This is a genomic window from Janthinobacterium sp. SUN118 (genome assembly GCF_030397695.1).
Classification (GTDB): domain Bacteria; phylum Pseudomonadota; class Gammaproteobacteria; order Burkholderiales; family Burkholderiaceae_D; genus Janthinobacterium.
On the sequence record NZ_JAPUBV010000001.1, the window covers coordinates 3,183,795 to 3,210,324 of the forward strand.

Sequence of the window (26,530 nt, forward strand, 5' to 3'; positions counted from 1 at the left end):
GCGGGTGGCGGCGTCTCATCGTGTTATTTTTAATAGCTGGCGTTCAGGCTGAAACCGGCCGTATGGCTGGCCGTGCGGAACAGTTCGGGCTTGTGCACGGGCCAGCCGACAAAGGCGTCGTACTGCACGCCCAGCCACTGGCCGCGCAAGCCGACGAAAGCACCCGTCAGACGGCGCGCGATCAGCCATTCGGCGGACGGCCCCGATACTTCGCCGTGATCAAGCCCGGCATACGCCTCCTGGCCGCTGCTGCCCAGCGGCATGCCGATTTCGTTGCGCAGCAGCCAGCCACGTTCGGCCGACAAGCTGCTTTCGCCGTCATAGCCGCGCACCGTGTAGCGCCCGCCAATCGCAAAGCGGTCTTGCGGCACCAGCGGCGTGCGGTTGTGCTGCATGCGCCAGCTGCCGGAGTAACGCAGCGGCTGGCCGGCGACCTGGAACGGCGCCGACAGGGCCGCGTCGGCCAGGATCAGCTTGAAGCGCGACGTGCCTTCGCCAAACGCTTCCTCGGGCGCCGCCATCGCGTGCATGGCGCCCGTGCCGCGCCGGTATTGCAGATTCAGGTCCAGGGTGGCTTGACCGAGGAATTCACGGTGGCCGATACCCAGCTCCCAGCCGGCCATGCGGCGGCGCTGCACTTCCACCTCCGTATCGTCGATGAAGTTCTGCGCGGAACGCTGCCAGCCCCGTAGCGACACCGTCGTCTTGCGCGAGGCATCGCGGTACACCAGGCGCGACAGTTTCACTTCCTTGTTTTGGCTGGCGCCGCTGTAGTTGTAGTCCTGGCTGATGCCGGCCACGGACTGGTGGTAATGGCTGTCGCTGGCCGTGAAAGCCAGCAGCCAGTAGGCGTAGGGAATCGAATAATGCGCCACCATGCCGGCCGTGCCGCGCGGACCGTCGCGGTCGCCGTCGACGTTCTGGTTCAGACTCAGGTAAAACAGGTCGTTCAGAGTCAGCCAGTGGTCATACGACAGGGTCACGCTGCCCTGCAGCTTGCCCGTCGAGCGCGAACCGCCATCGTCGAGGCCCAGCGCCAGGCGGAATGGCAAACCCTGCTTCCACTGGATCTGCAGGTCGCTCTCGCCCGGCTTCGCGTTGCCACCCTCGGCCGGCATGATCTGGATATCGGCTTCGGCCGTCGGCACGCGCTTGAAGTTTTCCAGCGCCTGTTCCGTATCGCGCACATTGAGCAAGTCGCCCGGCCGCGCCGGCACGGCATTCCACCAGGTGGCGCGGGGATTGGTGCCGGGCGCAAAGCCGATCTGGCGGATGCGCCCCGGTATCACGCTCAAGGCCAAAGTACCCTTGCTCAAGTCCTGCGGTTCGGCCAGCACGCGCGTGGTGACGTAGCCGCGTGCGATGATGGCGTTCTGCAGCCGCCCCATCAGTACATTGATGGCCTGCGTGCCCAGGCAGCGCCCCAGCGCGGAGTCCGGCGCACCGAGGTCGTCGCGCCCGGCGGCGGCCAGCGCCCACTGGAACTGCGCGGCATCCTCGCCCCGCAATTCCAGACGGTCGATGGTAAAGCATGGCGCTTCGCCTGAAGGCAGGCGGTTGGCGGAGGCGGCTGCGGGCGCCTCGAGCAGGCGCACGTCGGGCGTGCGTTCCTGCTGCTGGCGCAGGAAGCGCTCGCGCTCTTGCTGGCGGATTAATTCTTGGCTGGCATCGTCGCGCTGGCTGGCGCCAGGCGGATTGGGAAGGGGCGGCGCGATTTCAGGACGGGTCTGCGCGGACACGGCGGCACACAGGGTGCCGCTAAACAAAAATACACCGCACCATGGCGTCAAGCGCAGGTGCATATGTTGCCTTAAATAATTATTTATGTAAGGAAATTATAAAATATATATTTCTATATGGCAACAGTATTTATTTATTGAGAACTTTACCTCTTTGGTAACTGCCTTTCAACTATCCAATTACCACTAGTAAACAGATGCGCCGCCTTGTGGCAGCAGCACGGGCAATGGGAGCCCCGGCATCGAGGCCATAAAAAAAGCCCTGTAAAAACAGGGCTTTGGCTTACCTAATCAGCAAGAACAGGAAATTTTATAATGGAAACTTATTCCCACTCGATGGTCGCCGGTGGTTTGCCGGAAATATCGTAGACAACGCGGTTAATGCCGCGCACTTCGTTGATGATGCGGTTCGAGACCTTGCCAAGCAGGCTGTGCGGCAGGTGGGCCCAGTGAGCCGTCATGAAGTCTTGCGTCTGCACGGCGCGCAAAGCCACTACGTATTCATAGGTGCGGCCATCGCCCATCACGCCCACCGATTTGACGGGCAGGAAGACGGCGAACGCCTGGCTGGTCGCTTCGTACCAGTTTGCTGGCAGCGCGTCCGGATCGACGGCCTGCCCGGCAACGAATTCGTATGGCGTGTTGCGCAGCTCTTCGATGAAGATGGCGTCGGCGCGGCGCAGCAGGTCGGCGAACTCTTTCTTGACTTCACCGAGGATGCGCACGCCCAGGCCCGGGCCCGGGAACGGGTGGCGATACACCATGTCATGCGGCAAGCCCAGGGCCACGCCCAGCTTGCGCACTTCATCCTTGAACAGTTCGCGCAGGGGCTCGAGCAGTTTGAGCTTCATGGTGTCCGGCAAGCCGCCCACGTTGTGGTGGCTCTTGATCGTCTGGCCCTTCTTGCCTTTACCGGCCGATTCGATCACGTCCGGATAGATCGTGCCTTGCGCCAGCCATTTGGCGTTGACCAGCTTGCCCGATTCGACCTGGAACACTTCGACGAACTCGCGGCCGATGATCTTGCGCTTCTGCTCAGGGTCGGCCACGCCGGCCAGATGGCCCATGAACTGGTCTTCCGCGTCGATGCGGATGACTTTCACGCCCAGGTTCTTGGCGAACATGTCCATCACCATCTTGCCTTCGTCCAGGCGCAGCAGGCCGTGGTCGACGAAGACGCAGGTCAGCTGATCGCCGATGGCGCGGTGGATCAGCGCGGCCGCGACGGACGAATCGACGCCGCCGGACAGGCCCAGGATGACTTCATCGGTACCGACTTGCGCGCGGATCTTTTCCACCGCTTCGCTGATGTAGTCGGGCATGTTCCAGTCCGACTTGCAACCGCAGATTTCATGCACGAAACGGCCGATGATGGCCTTGCCCTGTACCGTGTGCGTCACTTCCGGGTGGAATTGCACGCCGTAGAACTGGCGCTCTTCGTCCGCCATGGCGGCGATCGGGCAGCTCGGGGTGTTGCCCATCAGCTTGAAGCCTGGCGGCATGTCCAGCACCTTGTCGCCATGGCTCATCCACACTTTCAGCATGCCGTGGCCTTCGTCAGTGACGAAATCAGCAATGCCGTTCAGCAATTTGGTGTGGCTGCGGGCACGCACCTCGGCGTAGCCGAATTCACGCACCAGGCCGTTTTCCACTTTGCCGCCCAGCTGGGCCGCCATGGTTTGCATGCCGTAGCAAATGCCCAGCACGGGCACGCCCAGCTCGAACACGGCTTGCGGTGCGCGCGGCGAATCGCCTTCCAAGGTGGAATTGTGGCTGCCCGACAGAATCACGCCGGCGGCGCCATAGTTGCGCACGAATTCGTCGCTGACGTCGTAGGGGAAGACTTCGGAAAACACGCCGGAATCGCGCACGCGGCGGGCGATCAGCTGGGTGACTTGGGAGCCGAAATCGAGAATAAGGATTTTAGAATGCATGGTCGGAGCTTTATTCAGGGTCAATTGCAAAACCGGCGCACTGGGCGCCGGTCTGGACTTTCGTTACCGCTTACTCGGAGCGATAATTTGGCGCTTCTTTCGTGATCTGCACATCATGGACATGCGACTCGCGCATGCCGGCCGAGGTGATTTCCACGAATTCCGCCTTCTCGCGCAGCTCGTCGATGGTGGCGCAACCGCAGTAACCCATCGATTGACGCACGCCGCCCACCAGCTGGAAGATAATCGCCAGCACGCTGCCCTTGTAGGCGACGCGGCCTTCGATACCTTCAGGCACGAACTTGTCGGCCTTCATGGTGGCGTCCTGGAAATAACGGTCAGCCGAACCATCGGACATCGCGCCCAGCGAACCCATGCCGCGGTAGGACTTGTAGCTGCGGCCCTGGTACAGGATCACTTCGCCTGGTGCTTCTTCCGTACCGGCAAACATGGAACCCATCATGACGGTCGAGGCGCCAGCGGCCAGCGCTTTCGAGATGTCGCCCGAGAAGCGGATACCGCCGTCGGCGATACATGGCACGCCCGTGCCTTCCAGTGCCTCGGCCACGTTCGAGATGGCCGTGATTTGCGGCACGCCCACGCCGGCGACGATACGCGTGGTGCAGATCGAGCCGGGACCGATGCCGACCTTGACCGCGTCGGCGCCGTATTCGACCAGCGCCTTGGCGGCAGCGGCGGTAGCGATATTGCCGCCGATCACTTCCACGTGCGGATACTTGGTCTTGATCCACTTGACGCGGTCGAGGATGCCTTGCGAGTGGCCGTGGGCCGTGTCGACCACCAGCACATCGACGCCGGCGGCGACCAGCAGGTCGATGCGCTCTTCATCCTTGGCGCCCACGCCGACAGCAGCGCCGACCAGCAATTTGCCCTGGCTGTCTTTCGACGCGAACGGGTGCGAAGTCGACTTCTGGATATCCTTGACGGTGATCAAACCACGCAGTTCGAATGCGTCGTTGACCACCAGCACGCGCTCGAGGCGATGCTTGTTCATCAGGCGCTTGGCTTCGGCCGTATCGGCACCTTCCTTGACGTACACGAGCTTGTCGCGCGGCGTCATCTTGGCCGATGCTTCGGCGTCGAGTTCCTGTTCAAAGCGCAAGTCGCGGTTGGTGATGATGCCGACCACTTCCTTGCCCTTGACGACAGGGAAACCGCTGATGCCGTATTGTTCCGTCAGCGCGATGACGTCGCGGATTTTCATGTCTGGCGGAATCGTGATCGGATCGCGCAGCACGCCAGCTTCGAAACGCTTGACGCGGGCCACTTCACGCGCCTGGTCTTTCGGATTCAAATTCTTGTGAATGATGCCGATGCCGCCTTCCTGGGCCATCGCGATCGCGAGGCGGGCTTCCGTCACCGTATCCATGGCTGCGGACAGCAAGGGAATATTCAAGGTGATATTGCGGGTCAGGCGAGTTTTGAGGGACGTATCGGCGGGCAGAACGTTGGAGTAGGCTGGGACGAGCAGCACGTCATCGAATGTGAGTGCTTTTTGAAGTAGACGCATAGCATTTCCTATTGGCGCAAAAGCAGATTATACAGAAATTCTTGACTCCTGTCTTAAACATTCGCAAACCGCTGTAGACATAGTGGGAATGCCGTTTTGGCTTCCCCCAAAAAGTCTGGGAAAGTCTAGAAAAGTCTGTGTTTTCGCCCAAATTTCGCCCTCGTTTTACAGCAACTTTGACACGGTCCTGCCTTGCCCTGAAGTGTCAGGTATGCAACTAGCTCAAGGACTTCAAAATGTCATCGAGGCATGCGGGCTTCAACAAGTGCTGATCAAATCCGGCATGCTTCACCTTGGTACGTGTCTCTTCGTCTCCCCATGCAGTTAGCGCCACAAGCTTTATATGACTCAATGCAGCACAACCCCTCAGCGTGGTGGCAACATCGAGACCAGACATCCCTGGCATCCCAAGATCCAGGAACAGCACGTGAGGCACAATCAAGTTCGCAACTTCGATTGCAGCGGATCCGTTATAGGCAACATGCGCATCATGTCCACACAAGACTAAAAACTCGGCAATCATATCTGCGGCATCCTGATTATCGTCCACGACTAAAATTCGCAACGTATGGATCTGATTTGCCATATTAGTAAGCCTGTTTGTAACCATACTTGAAGCACGAGAAATCCGCAGATGCCGGCAAATTTTGGGGCAGCTGACAAACATATATCTTGATCAAGTTATGCCAATGAAACCATTCTTTGATGCAATCATGAATATAGCTATTGCAACAATAATCCTAACACCAACTTATGCTGGTAGTTCAGCAATTATCTCCCAAGCCAGGGTAGGACAAAACGCCCTTTAGAAGTAGCCAAAAACACGCCGTAGCAATTGTTCTGATAATCATTTTCTATAGGTATATAGGTTTTACTGCGAGTAGCTCAGAGATCAGGTGAGCTCAGGCCGGCTCCCGAGAAGGAAGGCGTTCAGATACATACTGGCTGCCCAGACAAAATACCTCTATAGCCACTCAATACAGCACCCATCTTGATCCCCTGCTCGTCGATATCGTAGAAGCGGATATCCTTGCTATGGCGGCTACCGCGTACCTTCACCACCGACACCACGCGCTTGAACTGACCTTCGAGCTCAATATAGCGCTGCATAACAATAGCATCAGCCAGGAAAGCGTTACCATAAGAACTGAAACGCAGCACGGTGTACTGGTCTTCCAGCTCGGCCGTCATTAGCACCGAAACCCCCATGTCAGTCAGTGCAGCCACTAGGCGATACAGCGATTCACGGAAGTCCTCGCGAAACATGGAAGCCAGCGCCATTTCAAAACCAGACAAGGAATCAATGACTACGCGCTTCGCCTTCATACGCGTGATCATGCCCACCAGATCGTGCAGAATTTCATCCAGCGACAAATCTAGGGTGCGCGTGTTAATCACACCGATCTGACCGGAATTGACGAGTTCATTCAATTGGTGGCTGAGCAGCTGGTTCGGGCTTTTCTCAAAAGCTGCGATCACTCCGGGCTCGCCACAACGAACGCCCTCTGTCAAAAATTGCGTTGCCAGCACTGTCTTACCGGAACCAGAAGGCCCCACCACCAGCAGCGAGTATCCAGCCGGCAATCCCCCGCCCATCATACTGTCCAGCTCAGGCAAGCCCAGAGACAAGCGTTCGTTAGCCGGAATACTGACCGCCTCCATGCCGCTGGACTTCAGCACGGCACGCGAGAAGATTTCTACGCCATTGTCGTTGATGCGAAAGGTATGCACGCCTAAGCTTTGCGCTTGCCCACGCATTTTGACTACCTGAATCTTCCGTACCATGGCATCACGATGCACGAGTTGCGACAACCACAAAATGCCGTCGGCGACGGTAAAGACTGCGCTAGATTCGGCCTCAGGCGCCAAGTACTCTCCAATTAGAAACGTAGTTGCCAACCAACTCGTCATTTGGTTCCCTAGCTGCTGCACAAAATGCTGCAAGCCTGCGGCGCCTGTATCCAGATCTTTAGCCGATTGCACTACAGAGCGAAAGGAATCGACGAAGACTAGACTGGGAGAAAACGCCTCGACCTCTTCAGCAATACGGGCCAGCACGCGATCGAAATCACCATCAAGCAAGTCGGCCGACAGATTGACAAACTTGATCGACTGGTTGATTTTGTCAACATCAAAAAAGGGGAACTGCTGTTGATAGCGCAACATCTTAAGAGGCGGCTCGCCCAGCACCGTGAAAAAAAGTGCCTTCCGCTCCTGCGTGGCGAGTGAAAACATAATCTGGTGAGCTAGAGTCGTCTTGCCGCTACCAGGTGTGCCAGCCAGTAGATTAAAGGAGTATTCCGGTATTCCGCCGCCCAGCAGTTCGTCCATGCCCGGCACACCTGAAGCCAGGCGTTGGATGGTGACTTTGTTCATTAGTTCGGCTCCGTTCCAGCATTAATCACAACGTCATCACCCCAGGCCTTCAGGAGGATGCTATTCGTTAAGAGTTCGCCAATTAATAAAATAAGGGTATCGATAAAGTGCATCATCATCTCTGTACTTGCCTCGCAAGCGACTGCATTGGACTGTCCCATCAAGCTGGCCCGCAAGGCGCTCATGGCAGATTGCAATGCTTGGGGTGGATGGGGCTCCAGCCAAACGAACTGTTTCTGACTCTGGTGCAGGCTGCGCGCATACATCGACTCGACGCCCCTCTCACCAATAATCTGGCTCAGTTCAGCGGCTAGTTGTTCCCAAAGGCGAATACTGACGTCTACCACTGTACTTGGGTCACGTAACAGCACGTGCGTTATGTTGCGCTGCCGCTGTTCATGGACTGTGGCCATAATCGGGTCTTTTCTCTGCGGTTTTCGGTGCTTGGACCATGTTGAACAAAAGCGTTAGAACTCCGCACACATTAACGGAGAGCCGTTGCCATGATTATTTTCGACAAAATATCGATATTGATGGGCTTTACCAGGTAATGATCAAAACCCGCCTCAACTGCCCTGTTGAACTGGTCAAGCTGGCTATAGCCAGAAGCAGCGACAAAACATGGCAGCGGCGCCATAAGTCCGGCCCGTGCGGAACTAATCACCTGATACCCATCCATAACTGGAAGACCAATATCGCACACGATGACGTCATAAGGATCAGCCAGCAGCGCCCGCAGTCCTGCCGGGCCGTCATGCCGAACCTCGACCATATGGCCGTCATGGCTGAGCAAGAGCGCCAACATTTCCGCAGCGTCCACATTATCTTCAATCAGTAATATTCTCTTCGGGATGATCTCAGGCGATGAATGCTCGACAGCTTCCGGCATAGGTGGCGACAACTGGGATACCGGGAATTTCAAGATAAATTGACTGCCGAAGCCCACGCCGGCACTGAATACTTCGACAGTTCCCCCATGCAGCTGCGTAATAATCCGCACCAAGGATAGACCGATGCCAAGTCCGCCCTGAGCACGTTCAAGCGACCGAAACCCTTGGGTGAACAGATCGAAAATAAATGGTTGCAAATCCAGGGCGATGCCTGCACCGTCATCACTAACAATAATTTCGACGATGCCTCCATTTAGTTTAGCCACGATATCAATGTGGCCAAAATCGGGCGTAAATTTACTGGCGTTTATGATCAGATTCGCGAAAACTTGGGTAAGGCGCACGCTGTCAGCGTCGATGGCTAGTGGCTCTTTTGGCAAAGTGACCGTCAGAATCTGCTGCCGTTTGTTGATGTTCGGCTGGCCGACTTCAACAGCGCCTGAAAATATATCGCTCAAGTGCAATGGCTGAAGCTGAAGTGAAATTTTGCCACTACTGACACGCGACGCATCGAGCAAATCGTCGATTAATCGGGCCATATGCCCCACCTGACGGCCAATTACGGCATTCACATGCGTCAGTTGGGCATCACCCTCAATTCTTCTGGCTAATAGATCATTGGCCATCGCGATCGGCTGCAAAGGATTGCGCAACTCATGCGCCAACATGGCAAGAAATTCTGTCTGCCTTACAGTAGCCGCTTCCGCAGATGCTTGAAGATCCTGGGCGCCGAATGTCGCCAGCACCAAATTCTGATTTGCTTCGCGCAACTGCGTGATACGCAGAGCAAAAGCATCAGATTTATCCTTTTCCTGGACTTCCATCTTGGCCATGATCAATAACTGATTGATCGTTTCACGCAGCAGCTTGACCTCTTTGTGGTGCAAGGCATTTAACGCAGCTATCTCAATCGGAAGATGGGGAGGCGCACTCTCATGGTCCGTAGGGAGTCCAATGTAGCGCATGATAAAAATTTACGGCTTGTGGAGGCCGACAAAAGACTACTTTTCGCCCATCGACGCTCACTCTGCCATCGTCGCGCGCGCCAGCTAAATTGCTGCAAACACTCATATTTCTGTATCAGGAGACAATACTATACATTCATGTAAAAAAGGGAAATTCAAACTACTTATCGTTCAGAATGCGATCGGGAGTTGCATAATTTGCAATTTGCCAGCCCATTGCAAGTGCTGACTGTACAGCTTCACGTTCCGTTGCGCGATTTTGCAAATTCGGTTCAGCGACATCCTCGAATCCGCATTTTCTGAGTATCAGTTGCCCCTGCCAACATCCCTCAGGAAGTTCGCAAGCGAATGCTGTAATCGTAAAACCGTTGTGAATAGTAGGATTGTCATAAACCATATTTCCTCCGAACAAATATATTCATCAATGAAAAAAGTTTGCCAATTCAGTATAGTCACAATTACAGCAACATACCGCCATACGCAGCTTATTTTGATCAATCAAAAAAAATACTAACAAAAAGTTGATCCTATTCAATTCTCTGTCCTCGCCCCCCAGTTAGAGCATACCGTCAGTTACCAGCACTAGGACAACCTGCTGCTCAACTATCGCAGCGCGGCCGCCGGCGGCCAAGTCGTTGTGCTGGTCGACCAGACGCAGCGCGTAGTCGGCTGGGCGTCATCGGGAAATCATTGCATGAAAGATGGGATAGACCTTAAAGGCGTGCAGGAGTGACTCTAATGCATGCGCACCTCGCTCTTCGACAGCTCGCGTTCTTTGAAGTCTATGTCGATCAGCCACCCACCTCGCTCCAACTGCTCGGGCCGGCTCTCAAATGCTTCCCGCAATCGCAAGCCTCCCAGCTCGAACGACTCTTCCGACATCCACTCGATGTGACAGTCTATCAAACGCCCCTCCGGAAACGTGGAAATCTGATGACTACGCAGCTCGGCGCAAGTGGTATGCCGCTGTAGCACATTTGAATAGTCGTCGGCCACAGCCAGCAACCCGCGCGAGCCACTACTCTCACGCGCAAGTTTTTTCGGTAGCGCTACTCCGGATCGATACAGTTCCTTGACCCTGAATCCGATCGCTTTTTCCGGCACGAAAAGTTTGCACACCCAGGTCTGGGCGACCTCGCGGGCGTGGCCAGACTCATCCCTCGTTGCCTCAATGCCGCTCAGCACCAGATTCCATCCCTGTGCCCGCACCAGCTTGGGCCTGGCAAGCTGCGCCAGAATACGCGGCGCACCTACCGTCTGCAAGCGCGCTACTTTTGACGGGCGCCGATTCCCCTCCAGCGTGACTTCGACCACCAGCAACTCCAATAGTATGGCACCCTCGACCACCGGCACGGGTGCTCCTAGCGCCGCCCCGCCCTCTCGCCGTCGCTTCGCCCATACCTTCATCACGCACTCCGAATATACTGTACATACATACAGTATATTGGCAAAAATAAGCGACGAGAAGACGAAATTTGTAACTAGAAGAGCCCGCCCTGCCCCACGGGTGTAACTGGCTCAGGCACTTTCGCACGGGTTCGAGACTGCATCGGATCGGGCTGCGCAACGAGCAGGTCGGCAGGATACTGCCGATAAACATCCTCTTCCGAAACCAGCGAGCCGTCCAGCCAGCCTTGATACTGGTCAGGGTCCAGGATCATCACCATGCGCTTTTCATCATCGGGCTTGTGGAAGCGCTGCATCAACGGGTGCCCGTCGGCGTTGATCGTCAGCATCGAGAACGAGAGCAACTGATCAGCTGGGCGGTACTCCCATATTCCTGCGATGGACACCGGGCCGCCGTCGGCGCGCTCAATGCGCCAACGCACAGGCTTGCCAGTTTCGTAGTTGGGTTCGAAGAAGTTGGCAGCCGGGATGATGCAGAACTGCTTGCGCTTCCAGGCGTTGCGGAAGGATGGCTTACTGGCCACCGTCTCGGTACGCGCGTTGTAGGTCTGCCGAGCGAGCTTAAGGTCAGCCCAGTGCGGCACCATGCCGAACATCGCAGGGGCGATTTCCAGTTCATCGGGCGCCTCATGCGAGCCACGCAGGATGGGTGTCATATAACCGGGCCATGCCTCGGGCGGCAGGTCGAGTTGATGTGAGCGAACACCGAAGTGGCCTTCAATTTGCTCTTTACGGCTGGGGGTATAGTCGGCGCACATAAAAGCATTTGTTATGCAACAATTTCAAAAAAATTCTTGGCTATTTTAGGCTTTAGTTTGCAAAAAAACTCATGGTGCCGCATCTATAGTATCAAATACCATGTTTATTTTTCCGAGCCTATGATTATCTAACGCAATATAAGTTATCGGACTATACCTTTCAAGAATTATAATTTCTAACGCCCAAAGAATTTCCAAAAAAAACCCCTCATGATCATCTTGCACAGAAGTATTATTTTTAAGCCAAGTTACACTAACTTCTCTCCTCCCACTTAAAGAGGAGCTTGGAATATTAATCGACTCTTTCGCAACATATTTCATTTGATCATAATATTGATAATTTTTTATTTTAGCAAGAATTTCAACGGGAGGGATTTGCTCGTCATTATGGGAAAATGCCTTTTTCAAAGCGTAAATTTCATCCGGCTTGATATCACACATCATGGCGAACAACTTTAAAGTATTTGACTTCCATTTTCCAGCGAGATCATTTTCAACATTCCTCGATTTTTCTTGTTGTTTACTTGCGATTTTATTTGCCTCCTGCAATGCCTTCTTCCAAATATCCTTTTCGGCCTCATAATTCTTAAAGTATGTCACTTGCTCGTCACGATCGAATGGAATCTTCCTTTCCTCTGCAAGAATCATTTCAGCCTTCCCAATTGATTTCTGGATTGTATATTTTGAAATTGCCGTATCAAAAAATGGATACCAACGCCAATAAATAAAACCTACCACCATTGGAAACACAAAGAGACAAACAACCCATTTAAAAGGATAGGCAGAATATAGAACATCATCGATGAAATCAATCTTCTCGGAATACTTTCCATCCCCAAACAACACAAGCATCAACTTATAATTAATTATCGGCCAAGAAATTATAGCTGAAGCCAAAAATGTATTATTGAATCGATTTTTAATTGTATTAAGTATATTTTCAGGAAGTTCAGATATTGACATTTTATTATCCAATTAAGACATTCAAGTATCATAATACAAGTTTACCTCAACGGTCATTTTTTTACACGATTCCTCTGCAGATATGCGATGGAAATTGAGGGATGATGCGGTCGGCCAGGCGTCGCTTGCCGCCGATCCAGGGGATGATGGGAAATGCCAAAATGTGTACCTCCTAATGGTAGAGTCGAATTCCTCCCATGAGGCAATCCAAGCCTACTTGGGTCACTGGCTTGACCCGCACCGAAATCGGTTGTCGCAGTTGACGCAGCGACAACCGATATATTCCTACAGCCACCACTGTGCTTATCCCAATAAAAATAAAGTACCCGGCATGCGGCTACTGCCCTTGCATTCTATAAAAGCGGGGGGCAATTGCGCTTCTGCACCTGCAATTGTTACTTGTGTTACTTGAAAAATCTCACCTACTATTCACTTAGGCCAGAGGAGGCAATTCCATTCAAGTTGGATGCGAACTTCGATTACTGACGTATAACAACTCGTTATAAAAAAAGCCACCAAAGGACAACGTTATGCCACGCCCAGAAGACCAAGCCGATTTGGATAGGAATGCAGCGATCGTTCAGCGTTATCACGCTGATGAAGCCGCAGGCGATGTACATTTCGGCGCGGCGCGCTATCAACAAGCGAAGAATTCTTATCAATTAGCAATTAATGGCCGGACTGCGTCGACAGCCCTCGTGACAAGACTCGGCATCCCAAGGGATGCAGGTCATCAAAATGCCATAAATTTTTTGCAAACCAGAATTGCAAATTGCAATGCAAATTTAACTGTCCAACAGGCTGCCGCAGCAGCAGCGGCAGCTAATGCTGCGGCGGCAGCGGCTGCAGCGGCCGCTGCGGCGCCCCCACCACCACCTCGCGCTTCCCCTGCTTCTTGGGCAGCTCTGCTAACCCGACGTTAAGACTGTTACCCCCAACTTATCAGTCTTTCTAAAGACAGCCAGCCAACACAACTTCCAAGTCTGCCTCATACCTCCGGCCGCGCGACCAGTCCCGTGCCAGCGCCAAGACCATTTCACCGTCTGTTGCCACCGACGTCAGCCCGTCGAATTCGTAGGCTGGGCGCTGCGGCGCTACCTTTACACATGGTGTAAATACTGGAATCTCGACGCGCACGGGGGTTGTCGGCGCGCTGGCGCAGCCAGCCGACAGCACCACGACAGCCAAACCTGCCAATTTGGTCAAGTTGCCGATTTTCATCGCACGCCCTCCAGCAGCAGCCTCACGGCCGGCATGGCCTCGTCGCAAGTCGTGGCACGCGCGCCAGTGATCCGTGCCAGGGCCGCGTCGTACTTCCGGCCCGTGGCAACGGCAGCCGCCCGCGCCGCAGTGCCGCGCTCCTGCGCCGCCAGCGTGGCGGCGGCCATCCCATCGATGGCGCGATTTTGCTCGGTGATCGATGCGCGCAGTTGCGCGCTGACGCCCTGCTCCTGCACCAGCGCAGCGCGCGCGGCGGCACGGTCGCCAGCGGCCAGCCACCAGCCGGTCCCAGTGGAGCTGGCCACCAGCAGCAGCGCGGCGGCCAGTACGATGGCGACCGCCTTCCAGATCCCACTGACGACGCCGGCCGCCAACGCGCCCAGGGCGCTCAAGGCCGCACCTGCAAGATACCAGCGCGCGTGCCGTGGCGGTCGATGGTGATGATGCGGTTGATCGGCTTGGCCACCATCTTTGTGCTGACATGCACCCAGGTCAGCTCGTTGATGATCTGCCCGATGCCGAACTCGTCCAATTTCGGCAGAAGCGCCTGACATACTTGGTATGGCGTCATGCGCAGCGCCTTGAAATCAGCTGCGCAGCCGCGCACATGGTCGCTGCCATCGCTGCTGCCGATGCCACGATTCACTGGAATCGAGCGGTAGCCGCTGATGTTGGTCAGCGGCGTGTCGATGCCAGCGCAAGCCGTCAGGTAATTGCGGATGCGCTGCAGCAGCTCGGCCGTGCACTGCAATTCCGCCATCACGGCCGGCGTCGGCGTGTTGTCGGCACCATGGCGGGCGGCCCAGTCCGAAGCAGTCAGTTCCTGTAGGGTGAAGTTCTTGGTGAGGTTCACAGGCCACCCCGCACGTCCTTGACGATTGCGGCCGCGTCGCGCGCCAGCTCGCCGATGTCCTTGTCTTTGCGGTTGTCAAGCCAGCGCACCGTGGCGCCCAGCACCCACCAGGCCGGCAATCCGGCGGCCACCATCAACGGCGCGGCGATGAACAGGAAGCCCAGCGCCGGGTCGCTGCCGTAGAGTACGGCGACGGCGCGCGCGCTGTCGAACAGGCCCGGCATCCAATTGCGCACGACCACGACCAGGGCCGGGCCCATCAGGGCGGAAAAGAGAATGGTGACGAAGAAGCGCACGCCCGCTTCCTTGGCAGTTTTTGGCCACATGAACATGAATCCCAGTGAGGTTGCAGCAGCGCCGGCCAGGACCGGGATGCCAAAAATTTTAATCAGTGCGCCGCCGGCGGCGGTCGTTTCGATGGCCATGAATGCCTTTCAGGTAGTGGAAATGAAAAAACCGCCCGAAGGCGGCTGGATTGCTACGATTGAACGATATGAAATTATGGAACCACGCTTTCCAGGGCGGCGAGCCGGGCCTCGATATCGGTCTGGCGCGCCGCCAATCCAGCTGCGATAAACTGGTTCAACTCGTCATAGCGGAATGCGTAGCGGTCGCCAGCGGGAATCGTTTCCGTCCAGGCAGCCCGCATTTCCCGGTCGTCTGTCGCCTCGATGGCCGCATGCTCGATGACTTCACCCTCCCACGAGTCGTGGCAGATGAATCCATAATTGAACGGGTCGAGACCGTGCGACTCCATGATCTGTATCACGTCCTGGACGGTCGGCCCGATGTGCTCGCGGGCGCCGTTCCCCTTCAGCGCTATGGCGGTTTTCCAGCGATAGACTCCAATCGCCCTTGCCAGATCGGTGGCCGCCGCAATCTCCACGGATCCGAGCGAGCGAAATGCGTCCTTCTCGCGCGCATCCGAGGTGATGGTTGGAGCGACTGAAAAATAGGAATTCCCCCAGCGATAATTGGATAGGCCAAGATTGTGTGATGTGTCGAAACTCGGACGAACTACCCCGCCGTCCGATGCTAAAACCAAATGGCTCGTGCCACGGACCACAAAATTTTCGCCGGTGCCGCCAGCTATCAGCGCCCCACCATCCGAGCCGACATACCCAATTTGCAGCTCGCCACCGCCTTTTATAAATGCCATGTAGGAAGTTGCAACAAGGTTCGATTTGAATACAGCCCAGATAGAGGCATTCGAGTTTAAGGAGAGTGCCCCTCCAGAATGCGACCAAGTACCTGTAGTGTTCGGATTTGCCGCATTCGCTTTCAAACTGATCGCTGACTGTTGCTCGAGCGAGACCGGTTTGTTGGCATCGCTGGTATTGTCCACATTGGACAGGCCAACATCACCCTTGTAGCCTTTACGTGCCTTTCCGTCCAACGCTTCCTGTTGCTTGATCGATACCGGTTTGTTGGCATCGCTAGTATTGTCGACAGCCCCAAGGCCCACGTCGCCTTTATTGCCCGAAGTGGCCACGGCCGCCAGCAAGGGCTTGTTCAAGATTTGCCGCAGCGAGCCAGGCGCTGCGGTCCAGTCGGCCTGAATTGGCTGCAGCTGCCCCTTCGCCAGCAAATTGAGCGCGTCGAGCCAGTCCGGCATGCCGGGATAAAAGATGTCTGCCATTACAATTCCTCGATTTCAAGCGATGTTGCATAGGTTTCAAAATATGGCGTCGAAATGGCGGCCAGGTCGCTGAGTCGGCCATATAGCTGGTGGGCTTGTTCCAGCTCCGGATCGACATCTCCTGGGAACAGGCTCACCAGAATTGGCCTGCGCTTGCCGTTACCGCGCACCAGGCGCCACACGGCGGCGCGGTCCCGCGGCGTCATGTGCTCGAGCGGCAGCGACAGCTTGCGGTAGGCGCTGCCGACGGCAACGCGCTGCTCGCCTGCGGCCGTCCGGTATAGCGTCGACGTGTCGAGCGGCGTCACGCTGGCGCCGTAGCTGGCGTTGTTTTCAGGCTCCCAGTAGTTCCCCATCACCAGGCGCGAGCATTCGATGTAGCCGGCGGGATTGGCGGGATCAGTGAGGTCGATGACGAATTGGCGCGCCGTCGTGCGCGGGAACCAGGCCCGCGCATAGGCGCCGCCGCCAAAGGAAAAGGCATTCACTGCCATGGCTGTGGCGCCCCAGTCCCAGGCGCCCAGCGGCGCATAGGCGCACGCCAGGACCAGGCCGGTATCGATCACCGGCACGGCGTCGCCTGGCGCAGCAAAGCCCCGCACACGGATCTTGGCATTCGAGGTCAGGTTGCAGAAAGGCAGGACCACGCCGCCGACAATTTCGCCCAGCGGCAGCGTCGCCGTGATAGTCAGCGTCGTGCCCGCCGAGCGCAGCACTGCGGACTTGCGTTCGCGCTGCAGGTTGGCCGGACCGAGCGCGCCGGCCTGGCTGGAGGCGGTAAGCACGGCGCGGTCGGCCACATTGTCATGAATGATGCGAAGATTTGCCATCGGTTCAATATCCAGTCACGTCAATAACAGCAAACACATTCCCATGCGGCGTTTCGCCACGCACGGGAAAATACACAGCCTGCCCAGCGTTCGCCGCGAAATAACTGAATGTCATACGCTTGTCGATCTGCACGCCTCCGCCAACAGCCTTTACCATGCCCATCATTTCCACATACAGTGCGGATACCGCAGGTTGAGCGCCGAACACTGTCACCATCATTTTCATGTATGCGGTAATGCAAATCGCTGCATAGCTCCGACCTGGCGTATAGCTAAATACGCCGTCGCCGTTGGTCACGCCAGCAAAAACCAGCGGCTTCTTGGACGCACAAAAAACCAGCGTGCCGTCGTCGCGAAATACCTGAGCGCCTGCCGTCGCGTTCGAGGTAGTAATGGGCAAGAAAAAATAAAGATCAATCATCGTCCCTACCGGGCCGCCAGACAAGATGAGCGCAGTCCCCCCACTGACCGATGTGACAACGCAATACGCGTCGCAGCGCCAGGCAACAATCTCACCGGCCACAACCGGGACAATCACGTAGCTGGCATTGACAAGATCCGGGCCTTGGTAGATCCCTTCGTCTCCACCTCGATCGGTGTCAGTCACGACCTGGATGTGGCGCGACAGCACCATAGAGCGATACATGCCATCGATTTGATAATCGTCACGCCCTTCATTTTTCAACTGGAAACCGGCAGTCATTATTTAATTCCCAAGATTAATGTGCACGGTGGCAGGTTGGGGCTGGGATATTCTGCAGGTCGGTACCGTGTCCATGAAACCGAATCGCCAGAAAATACGCATACGGGCAGAGTGAAATTTTCATAAAACCAGCCTGGCTGGCCCTTGCCCATCAGCGGAATGGCAAAGGGTGTACCAGATGCCAGTCCAGCGAAGGTCGCCGATCCGGAGGTCGCGGTACCGATATCAATCTGGCCAATCAAGCGCCCGATCAGCATTGTTGTGTCGAGGTACAGTGCGCCATTCACACCATCCCAAAGTTGCAGTCCGCATGGCATGTCACCACACTCCAAATCTGGCAATTAAATTACCCGCAGCGTTATAAATCCGGATACCGTTACTGTCGTATTCCGTCCGCTGGCCATTCGTTGCACTACGAATCAGGCCAAAGGTGCCTGTCGCGGCCTTTAACTCCCCCGCAAAAGTACCCGTGGCCGCTTGCAGCGCGCCAGCAAACGTACCGGTTGCCGCGCCCAGCGCACCGCTGAAAATGGGGGAGCCATTAACAATGGAAAATTTCGGAGCATAAATATTGCCCTCGGCATCGATCTGCACATATTTGCCAAGCGCGACGTTTCCGAGCAGCAGGCCGCTTGCGCTTAAATGAAAGCCTGTTCCTAGATTGCTGGGCCAGGCATAGCCGCTGTGCGGGTAGCCGCTGCCGCCATGGATCGTGACACCCTGAAAATCTCCCGCCTTGATCGCGCCAGCGTCGACGGCAATCGCGCTCAGCTGCCCCACCTTCAGTGCATTGAGGTAAGGTGCGGCCCAGCTGGTGGTCCCGCTGGCCGGGTTGAAAATACCGTCAGACCGGTACAGCGATTCGCCGGCGCCGAAAGCCTGCGGGGAACCCTCCCAAACTGTGCCAGCGCCCCAGGTGCTAAGTGGCGGAAATGAAGCACTTCCTTCTGTGCTGATCGTTGCCGGCGCGCTGGCCAGCGAGGACAGGTTGGTCTTGCTGTAGCAGACGCGCGAAGAATTGCCAGTCACGCCGTCGAATATCTTGCTGACGGTCTGGCTGGCCGTATAGGTCAGGCCATCGGCCACGATGCTCGCCGTGACCGTCACGCTGTCGCCCACCATGCCGCCATACGTCAAGGTGGCCACGTTGCCGACGCGCGTCAGCACGCTGGCATTGCTTGTCGAAAACGTCACCTGTCCCTGCAAATTCACAAGACCGGAGGTAAAGTCGATGCTCGCCGGCGCCGCGATCGTCGTGGCCGCCACCTTGAAGGCTTGCGCCGTGGCCGCCAGCAGCAGCACCCGGTCGCTGGCAGGCGCGAAGCGCGGCACGGTGCTCATGATCAAGCGGTCCCGGGTACCGCCGATGGGGGTCATGCCAACACCCCGACGGTGACGCGGCCGGTCAGCCAGGACGGCGACAGGGTCACCACCACGCCCGGTACGCCGTCCTGCAGGCCAAACCGGCTATCGCGCAGCACCACGGGCTGCCCCAATTCCAGCAGCATCATTTCCGGCTCTCCGTCAAACTCGTAAATCGTGCGTTGCACCTTGTGCAGCGCCAGGCGCCGCGCCGCCTCCGCACGGGCGTCTTCGGTGGTTTTGAGGCATGTATCGACTTGCGGCGGATCATCGGTCAAGCGGTAGCGCGCCTTGACCGCCTCATCGACTACCGTCTCCGTCAGCCACTCAGTGGCGTACAGGTCGGCATGCGCGGGCGGAATGCTCGTCGTCAGGTTGGCCTGCACGGTCCAGTTCCGGTCGTAGCCAATCTTGACGGCCGCCACCACGGCCAGCCGCTGCGACGGATGCAGCGAACCCTCCAGCATCTGGTCGGGGCCGATCTCGACCGGCACGCCAGCGGCTGGCAGCGCGATCTGGATCAGGCGCAACTTGCCGGTGCGCGACATCAGCGCTTGCGCGCCCACGCTGGACGCCAGCTGCTGGATGGCCTGCGCCTGGTTGGTCCGGTCTGCTACATACAGGCCCACCAGCTGCGGATGGGCTGCGTCGAAGGCGGCCAGGTTGACCAGGTCCAGGTCGGCAGCAGTGAAACGGTCGTCCGCCTTGCCGTAGCCGGTGGCAATGCGCTGCACCAGCGGTGCGATCCGTGGCGCATAGCCGCCGGCGTTGTCGCCCTGCACGCTGGCCGTCACCACATTGGCCAGCGGGTTGATGGTCAATTTGAAGCGGCCCGCAGCGTTGTCGACCGTGATCGGCACGGGCTTGCCGTTGGTGCGCACCTCGAAAATCGAGTCGACCGCGCCGAGAAACCCGTATTCCAGCGTCGCCGGGTTCGTCAGCAGCGGCGCCACGTTGTGGCATTCGCCCAGCGGGATCGGCAGCGTAACGTCCTTGTTGGTCGAAACGCCGCCCAGCTTGGCCTCGGTGATGGGCGTGTCCAGGCGCTGCAGCTTGTCGCGCAGCGCCAGATTGATCGCATTGCGGTCCGTGCTGCCCACGTCGGCAATGATGCCGTCGAAGACCAGGCGAAAATCCGCGCGCGGCCAACGCAGGTCGCCCGACCAGACCTTGATCGGCCGGTTCCGCCAGACGTCGGCGAGCCAGCCATCGAGCGCGCCATCAGCATTGTCCAGCTCGATATCACCGCCGGACAATCCCGCTTCGCCCGTCAGGCTTACCTGCTCGGTGAAGGCCAGGCCGCCCGTGGCCAGCGGCAGGTACTCGGTATTCGCCGGCACCTCGAGCGTGCCCGTGAGATACGGCCGAGAGGCGATAAACCGCGTCACCTCCTGGCCTGCCACGTTCACCTGCACCTCGATCAGCACCATGCGAATGGCCGAAGGTGTCTCCAGCCATTCCAGAAATTGCGCATCAGTCATTTGCTGTACTCCACCTGTTTCACCCGAGCGGCTGCCCGGGCAGATTTGTCGATGCCGTCCACCACGGTTTTTGCGGCAACGGCGTTCGATTCGACTGTGGCCTGGATGGCGGCGCCGGTTTGCTTGCCCTGATCGGCACGCAAGCCCTTGATTTCCTCACGCATGCCCTTGTTGTCTTCACGCAGTCCACGAATCTCGGCCACCAGAGCATCGGTGTTGCCACCCCCTTGGCTTGGCGCGCCCCCAAAGTAACGGCGCATGGCTGCCGCCGCTGGCGCATCGACCACCACTTCGCCCTCGTGCAACTCGGCTGCGTAGCCGTCGAACGGCACGTTGGCCAGGCCGCCGGCGTGGGAGCCGTCGAACTGCACGCCCAAGCCGGTCGCCGTGCCCATCGCCACATGCAGATTGGCAATGGCTTGCGCCACTGTCAGCACGCTGTCGTTGATGGTGATCAGGCCTGATACCTGAGCCTTGAGCGCGTCCAGGCTGGCCTGCTGCACGTCGACCTGCGCCGCAGCCCATTTCGCCGCGTCCTGGTTCGCCGCGATGACGCGCGCGTAATCAGCGGCGTATTTGGCATCCGACGCATTGACCACCTGCGAGGCGCTCAGGAACGCCTGCTCGGCGGCGGACAGTCCGGATTGCGCCGTCGTGTCGCCGGCATTGGCCGCTGCCAGGGTCTTCTCGAACTGGGCCCGCGCCTCGGCGTATTTCTGCTCCGGCGTCAGAATGGACTGGTTGCCCAGGTTCATACTCGCGTTCAGGCCGTTCAGGGTGGTCACCCACGCTTTCGATTTCTCCAGCGCCGTCTTGGCCGCGGCCGATTCGGTGTCATAGGCTTTGGCCAGCGCATCCTTAGCCGACACCACCGCCTTCGCCGCCTGCACCTGGTCAAACAGCGCCTTGTTGATGTCGGCGATGCCGGCGCGCTGGATGGCCAGCAGCTCCGTTTCGCTTTTCGTCAGCTCGTTCAGCTGCTTTTGCAGGTCACGGCGTTCGCTGGCGATCTCACTGGCAGTCTTGTTCGCGGCAGCCAGGTCGCCCGTGGTACCGGCCAGCTCGGCCGCGTAGTCGGCTGCCTTCTTGAATGGTTCGGCGATGGCGATCAGCTGCGCATACATGGACTGGCCAGCGGCCGTGTTCAAGTCTTGCGCCATTACCAAGGCCTTGAACTGCTCGACCGTGGTGACGCCAGAGTGTCCCAGCTTGCCCATGGCATCGTTCACCGACTTCGTAATCGGCGCCATGCGCTCTGCTTCCGTCAGGAAATTCTCAACGAAGTAGCTCGTGCCGCTGGTCAACGTCTCAAGGCCACCAGCGGCAGCGATCAGGCTTTCGCTGAGCGCCACCGCACCCAGGCCAGTCGTGTTAAAGGACTTGCCCAGCACGGCAAGCACGTCCGACACTTGCATGTAGTTGTTGGCAACTCGCGCCAATGTTTCCAGATAGCCCTCGCCGACAGCCTGATATTTTTCCAGGCCGCCCACGCCGAACTTGGCCATGTCATCGCCCAGCTTCGAAAAGGCGCTTTCCAAGGCTTTCTGCAGTTCGTCACCCTTCAAGTCCTTCAGGCTGATTTTCCCAAGATCAACCACAAACGTATTCAAACGAGCGGTAAAGGCATCGCCCCCCATGCCGAGCGCATCAGCAGCCCCGACAATGGTCGAACGCATGCCCAAAATGATTTTGGTGAACTGGCCATCTGCTTCCGCACCAAGTGCAGTCATAGGGCTGCTGTACTTGTCACTGGAGAACCAGCCACCGCTTTTTTTAATATCGGTGTACTGGCTCGTAGTCATGCCGCTGGCGAGCACCTGCGACAACGAAGCCTTCGAAGCGGTCAGCCCGGTATCAAGGGTGCTAACCTTCCCTCCAAAAATCGAGCCAAGCACACCGCCCGTGATCTTGCCTATCAAACCTCCGGTAAGTTTGTCCAGTGTCAAACCGATAATGCCACCAGTTAACGCCACGCCCATTGTGGAGGCGCCAAATGCTGCTGCGCCTCCCTTACTATCTGCGGCAATCGCCCCGGTAACACCAGAGGTGCGCACCAACAAACTGCCAAGGCCACCGATGCCCGATACGATCTGCTTGAGCGAGACCACCATCGAAGAGGAATAAGCCAGGCCCAGGCCGGAGTTTTTCTCCATAATGGCCAGGCTGTGTGCGATCGATTCTGACTTCGCCGACGAATCCCCCAGCGCCGTCCCGGTACCAGTTGCAGCTTGGCGGTCCTTGGCGGTCGTGTCCGTTCCACTCACACCGCCGATAGCAACACCAAGGGCTGCCACAACGGCAGCCATAGCAGCCATACGACCAAAAGCGGTATAGGGGTCGCCCTCGCCTTGCGTCAGCACAGCATTAATCCCTTTTACTACCGTCAGAGCAACCTCAGCTGCATGCATCACCTGCGATGCTGCTGCCATGGCTTGGTAGCCCCTCGATCCCTCGCTAAAGAAGCCCTGTGCCGCCGTAGTCATGTCTGCGTAGGATTTGATTTGTGCTGTGGCGCCCGACAGCTGCGCGCGGTTGATGGCTGCGATTCTGTCAGGATTGTCGTCGCTCAGCTTCTTCGCTTCGCGCAATTCCTTTTGCGCCCGCAGTTGCCCGGCAACACCCTCGCTGTAAGCCTTGAACATCTGACCAATTGCTTTACCTCCATTTCCGAATGCGGTGGACAAGCTGTCAGCAATCGATTTGCCAGCACGGTCCCAGTCCTTGATAGCCTGATTGGCGAGGTTTTCCATGTGCTTGGCGTCGCTTTGGGCATCCAGCCCTTGCGCCAGGCGCGCGCGCGCAGAGCGTTGGTCCTCCAGATATTTCAGAATGGCGGGTGCTTGCGCCAGTTCCACCTCCGTCGCACCAGCTGCGGCTTGGCCGGCCATGAACTGCTTCTGGTAAGCGATGGCCAGATCTAGTTGCGCTACAGCCTCGCGTTCGATGGAACCGCGCGAGACCTCGCGGCCACGATTTGCCTCTTCGATCTTCTGCGCTTCTTGATTGATGCTCGAAACGTACTTGTTCATTGCATCATTGGAAGCCGCAGTTAAAGCATCCTTGCGCAACCGCTCCTCTTCATCGCGATACTTCCGATCCGCAAAAAATGTCTTTTCGGCACCATCAAGTTTGCCTTGTATAGCCTCAATCTCCTTTTGGTGCCGCTCCTCCTCCGCCTTAGTCGCACTCTTATGCCTTTTGAGGGCAGCCAGTTCACGTTGATAACCATCAACCTCAGCCTCATAGGTTGCAAGCGCATACGACCGCTTATTCTCGTAGGACTGCTCAGCCGAAAGATTCCCGGCCCGAAAGTAAAGATCGTCTAACTTACCAAGCGCGTCGAAGTGCGCCTTAGTGTCTGCTGTCTCGCGTTCGAACTGCTTCAGTTGCGCGGACAAATGGATGTTCTCGGGTTGGTCCACTTTCGCAGCCGTCGGTTTCTTCGAGAATTCCTTGATAGTCGCGAGGCGGCGCGCCTCGATGGCCTCCGGCGTGATCATGGCCAGGATGAGGGGGTCGCTAGAATTCAAGTCGATGAGCCCTTGCTGCGTCCTCCTGTTCTTCTCCAGTTCAATATTCAGACGGCCGAGAGATTCCTCCTTGCGCTTATCATCTGCAGCCTGCATACGTTGCATATCATGCATTAAGGCAGACTTTTTCTGCTGCTCATCGCCTTGGCCAATACCCTCTGCCTGCGCAATATTCAATTTCTCAACCGCAGCGGTGAGGCCCAACACGATTTTTGTTCTCGTTGCGTCCATCTCCGGAGAAATGGAATCTGGCGCTCGCCCCAAACGAACATTACTTTCTTTTAACTCCCGATCAAACTCGTTCAAACGGAAGCTGTAATTTTTGACGTCTTTGGCTGGAGTATTCTTTTGTCCAAACTCCCCAATTGCGTCCACCGCATCACCAATCGCTTTTGTAACCTCGTGCCAGGCATGCGCGACATCACTGAGATTGGCGAGCATTTTCTTGGCTCCATCCTCCCCCGCTTTTGCAAACTCCAACGTTGCCAGAGCAGATGCGGCCTTTTGATCGCCTTCTTTTTCTAGAGCGCGAATGTGAGCAAATACCTCAATGGTCAAGAAGTGATATGTGTCATCAAGCTTCAACGCTGCGCGAGTAATAGCTTCCGTAGAGCGAGCGCCATTGCCAGTCATTTGCACCGCGAGGGACTCGAATTCTTTTATGGTATTTTTTGCACTGCTACTGCCGGCATACTCTAGGGCAATTACGGCGCTCGTGATATATCCGATCTGCTCACTTGTAAATTTCCCGCTTCCCGCCAAATCGGTTACCACCTTTTTTGCCTCTCGAATGCTTCCGCCAGCGGTAGTCGCAGCACGCGCCATTTCGTTGAGCGAATCACTCGTAGCGCCAGCGTAATTGTTCGTCGAGATCAGTGCATTATTCATTTCTCGCTGCTGGCTTGCGCCTTTGATCATGGCGTACGCCACCGTGCCCAAGGCTGCAGCAAAGGCCAGTGCAGCTAAGCCGGCGGCGCTGAATAGCAGGCCAGCAGCACCAGTCTGCTCGCCCAGCACCATCATCGAGCCGCCAAAACGCTGGAACTGGCCTTGGCTTAACTCATGGGCGAGTACCAGCAGTTCGCGCTTCGCACTGGCTGACTGGAAGCTCAAGCCCTCCATGTGGCCGCCCGCTGACTTCGCGCCGGCTCCGGCCTCGGCCAGCTTGTTGATCAGCGGTGACGCGGCGTCGGATACACCCAATTGGGCGGCTCGATAGGTTTGTAGCTGCTGGGTCGTCATGCCCAACGTGGCCACTTGGTCCTGCAGACTTTTGATAAAGCGATCGCCAGCCTGGGCCGCACGATCCTGCGCGCTGGCGGCATCCCGCGCGGCCCGCTCCTCGCGATGCATGGCATCAATGCTATTGCCCAATGCCGCTGCCTTGGTCTGGGCCGCGCTCCCCAAGCCCAATTCGGCTGCGCGATAGCGCTCCAACTCGCCGCGTGCCATTCCGAAAGTATCGATCTCACGCTGCAGCTGCATCAGCATTCTGTGATTGGACTCTTCCAGGGTTCGAGCTGCTTCGGCGGCCTGCCGCATGATGCGGGTCGTGTCGGCCATCGCACCGTTGTAGTCAGCCTGCTTCTTCCAAGTACGCTCGGTGGCATTGCCGAGACTATCAATCCCGGAGGCGGCGGCCTCACTGCTACGCCAGACGCCCATAGATGAGCCCATAAACCCATCGAGCGTGTTACTGCCGCCCAGGAATACCGTGCGGATGCGGTTAGCAGTGGCGCCCATCGCGTCGATAGATGCGGTCGCAGCATCCACCTTTTGGACCACGCGCGCGCCTGCCTCGCCCACGGCATCGACAGCGGCTGCACCTTCCGCAGTTTTACCCTTGGCGTCCGCGCTCGCCTTGCCAAGTTTGTCTATGGCCGTCGTCGCGCTGTCGACCTTCTTCTCGACACTCTCACTGGCGGCGCCGAGGCGATCCATGGCCTGGGCGCCCTGCTCCAATTGGCGCGTGTCAATCGAAAGGCCAAGCTCGGCGATATCAGGCATTATTTTTCCTTCTTGTTTTGATGATGTATAAACAACACATCAAGGCGATCAATGACTGCCTCTTCGAATGGTTCGAAGCGAACGCCGTGGCGCGCCTGCCAAGCCAATATCTCGGCACTGGTCAACGAGTTCACGGCCATGCCACATTGGCGCTTCTGGTTCAGTTGTGCGAACCAGGTCCAGATGTAGGACAGTTCAGGCGGCAACTGCGGCACGGCCGGCGCCTCGGGCGCGCGATAAAGCGGGTTTTGCCGGGCGGTGTCTATGTGGTCGCCCTTTGCATTTCCATCGCCGGCTGCTGAAGCACGATCAAACAGGTGATCGGCATACAGCAGCAAGCT

General features: G+C 57.2%; 24 protein-coding genes and 1 pseudogene. 1 reads left to right on the plus strand and 24 read right to left on the minus strand.

Going from position 1 to position 26,530, the window contains the following annotated elements; genetic code table 11:
* Positions 1–29: 29 nt before the first annotated feature.
* The 12 genes and pseudogenes from O0880_RS14200 to O0880_RS14255 form a co-directional block, all read right to left on the minus strand.
* On the minus strand, positions 30–1,802 hold the full coding sequence (locus O0880_RS14200) for a ShlB/FhaC/HecB family hemolysin secretion/activation protein (RefSeq protein WP_289887043.1): 1,773 nt from the start codon (positions 1,800–1,802) through the stop codon (positions 30–32).
* Between the two features lie 260 nt (positions 1,803–2,062).
* Complete coding sequence (gene guaA, locus O0880_RS14205) at positions 2,063–3,673, minus strand: glutamine-hydrolyzing GMP synthase (RefSeq protein ID WP_071324006.1); 1,611 nt, start codon at positions 3,671–3,673, stop codon at positions 2,063–2,065.
* A gap of 70 nt (positions 3,674–3,743) precedes the next feature.
* Positions 3,744–5,204 (minus strand): IMP dehydrogenase, encoded by a 1,461-nt coding sequence (guaB, locus tag O0880_RS14210; RefSeq protein ID WP_071324007.1) that lies wholly within the window; start codon positions 5,202–5,204, stop codon positions 3,744–3,746.
* 217 nt (positions 5,205–5,421) lie between these two features.
* Positions 5,422–5,790, minus strand: a complete 369-nt coding sequence (locus O0880_RS14215; protein WP_289887044.1) for a response regulator — start codon at positions 5,788–5,790, stop codon at positions 5,422–5,424.
* A 344-nt stretch (positions 5,791–6,134) separates the two neighbouring features.
* Positions 6,135–7,580 (minus strand): ATPase domain-containing protein, encoded by a 1,446-nt coding sequence (locus O0880_RS14220; RefSeq protein WP_289887045.1) that lies wholly within the window; start codon positions 7,578–7,580, stop codon positions 6,135–6,137.
* Positions 7,580–7,993, minus strand: coding sequence for a hypothetical protein (locus tag O0880_RS14225; protein WP_289887046.1), 414 nt, complete (start codon positions 7,991–7,993; stop codon positions 7,580–7,582). The genes O0880_RS14220 and O0880_RS14225 overlap by 1 nt, the downstream gene beginning before the upstream one ends.
* Positions 7,994–8,064: 71 nt before the next feature.
* The gene (locus tag O0880_RS14230; RefSeq protein ID WP_289887047.1) at positions 8,065–9,435 is read right to left on the minus strand and encodes a hybrid sensor histidine kinase/response regulator; all 1,371 of its coding nucleotides are present in this window, start codon (positions 9,433–9,435) and stop codon (positions 8,065–8,067) included.
* Positions 9,436–9,595: 160 nt separating this feature from the next.
* Positions 9,596–9,832: a hypothetical protein gene (locus tag O0880_RS14235; protein ID WP_289887049.1), complete on the minus strand. Its 237-nt coding sequence runs from the start codon at positions 9,830–9,832 to the stop codon at positions 9,596–9,598.
* Between the two features lie 338 nt (positions 9,833–10,170).
* Positions 10,171–10,788: a hypothetical protein gene (locus O0880_RS14240; protein ID WP_289887050.1), complete on the minus strand. Its 618-nt coding sequence runs from the start codon at positions 10,786–10,788 to the stop codon at positions 10,171–10,173.
* Between the two features lie 128 nt (positions 10,789–10,916).
* The gene (locus O0880_RS14245; protein WP_289887051.1) at positions 10,917–11,600 is read right to left on the minus strand and encodes an SOS response-associated peptidase family protein; all 684 of its coding nucleotides are present in this window, start codon (positions 11,598–11,600) and stop codon (positions 10,917–10,919) included.
* Between the two features lie 69 nt (positions 11,601–11,669).
* Positions 11,670–12,563, minus strand: a complete 894-nt coding sequence (locus O0880_RS14250; protein ID WP_289887052.1) for a hypothetical protein — start codon at positions 12,561–12,563, stop codon at positions 11,670–11,672.
* Positions 12,564–12,639: 76 nt separating this feature from the next.
* A pseudogene (locus O0880_RS14255) lies at positions 12,640–12,723 on the minus strand (DNA adenine methylase); the annotation flags it as partial.
* Between the two features lie 370 nt (positions 12,724–13,093).
* On the opposite strand from O0880_RS14255, the gene O0880_RS14260 reads away from it, so the two are divergent.
* The gene (locus O0880_RS14260) at positions 13,094–13,486 is read left to right on the plus strand and encodes a hypothetical protein (protein ID WP_289887053.1); all 393 of its coding nucleotides are present in this window, start codon (positions 13,094–13,096) and stop codon (positions 13,484–13,486) included.
* 28 nt (positions 13,487–13,514) lie between these two features.
* Here O0880_RS14260 and O0880_RS14265 read toward each other — a convergent pair whose 3' ends face one another.
* The 12 genes from O0880_RS14265 to O0880_RS14320 form a co-directional block, all read right to left on the minus strand.
* Positions 13,515–13,784, minus strand: a complete 270-nt coding sequence (locus O0880_RS14265; RefSeq protein ID WP_289887054.1) for a hypothetical protein — start codon at positions 13,782–13,784, stop codon at positions 13,515–13,517.
* Entirely contained in the window at positions 13,781–14,176 is a 396-nt protein-coding gene (locus O0880_RS14270) for a hypothetical protein (protein WP_289887055.1), read from the minus strand. The genes O0880_RS14265 and O0880_RS14270 overlap by 4 nt, the downstream gene beginning before the upstream one ends.
* On the minus strand, positions 14,173–14,637 hold the full coding sequence (locus O0880_RS14275; RefSeq protein ID WP_289887056.1) for a D-Ala-D-Ala carboxypeptidase family metallohydrolase: 465 nt from the start codon (positions 14,635–14,637) through the stop codon (positions 14,173–14,175). The genes O0880_RS14270 and O0880_RS14275 overlap by 4 nt, the downstream gene beginning before the upstream one ends.
* Positions 14,634–15,062 carry a hypothetical protein gene (locus O0880_RS14280; protein WP_289887057.1) on the minus strand — a complete coding sequence of 143 codons (429 nt, stop codon included), beginning with the start codon at positions 15,060–15,062 and terminating at the stop codon, positions 14,634–14,636. Before O0880_RS14280 ends, O0880_RS14275 begins: the two co-directional genes overlap by 4 nt.
* 74 nt (positions 15,063–15,136) lie before the next feature.
* Positions 15,137–16,276: a tail fiber domain-containing protein gene (locus O0880_RS14285; protein WP_289887058.1), complete on the minus strand. Its 1,140-nt coding sequence runs from the start codon at positions 16,274–16,276 to the stop codon at positions 15,137–15,139.
* Positions 16,276–17,106 (minus strand): hypothetical protein, encoded by an 831-nt coding sequence (locus O0880_RS14290; RefSeq protein ID WP_289887059.1) that lies wholly within the window; start codon positions 17,104–17,106, stop codon positions 16,276–16,278. Before O0880_RS14290 ends, O0880_RS14285 begins: the two co-directional genes overlap by 1 nt.
* Before the next feature lie 4 nt (positions 17,107–17,110).
* Positions 17,111–17,809 (minus strand): hypothetical protein, encoded by a 699-nt coding sequence (locus tag O0880_RS14295; RefSeq protein WP_289887060.1) that lies wholly within the window; start codon positions 17,807–17,809, stop codon positions 17,111–17,113.
* On the minus strand, positions 17,809–18,126 hold the full coding sequence (locus O0880_RS14300) for a hypothetical protein (protein WP_289887061.1): 318 nt from the start codon (positions 18,124–18,126) through the stop codon (positions 17,809–17,811). Before O0880_RS14300 ends, O0880_RS14295 begins: the two co-directional genes overlap by 1 nt.
* Before the next feature lies 1 nt (position 18,127).
* Complete coding sequence (locus tag O0880_RS14305; RefSeq protein WP_289887062.1) at positions 18,128–19,186, minus strand: hypothetical protein; 1,059 nt, start codon at positions 19,184–19,186, stop codon at positions 18,128–18,130.
* A complete protein-coding gene (locus O0880_RS14310) occupies positions 19,183–20,652 on the minus strand; it encodes a hypothetical protein (protein WP_289887063.1) in 1,470 nt (489 codons plus the stop codon). The genes O0880_RS14305 and O0880_RS14310 overlap by 4 nt, the downstream gene beginning before the upstream one ends.
* On the minus strand, positions 20,649–26,189 hold the full coding sequence (locus O0880_RS14315; protein WP_289887064.1) for a phage tail length tape measure family protein: 5,541 nt from the start codon (positions 26,187–26,189) through the stop codon (positions 20,649–20,651). Before O0880_RS14315 ends, O0880_RS14310 begins: the two co-directional genes overlap by 4 nt.
* On the minus strand, positions 26,189–26,527 hold the full coding sequence (locus O0880_RS14320; protein WP_289887065.1) for a hypothetical protein: 339 nt from the start codon (positions 26,525–26,527) through the stop codon (positions 26,189–26,191). The genes O0880_RS14315 and O0880_RS14320 overlap by 1 nt, the downstream gene beginning before the upstream one ends.
* Between the last annotated feature and the right edge of the window lie 3 nt (positions 26,528–26,530).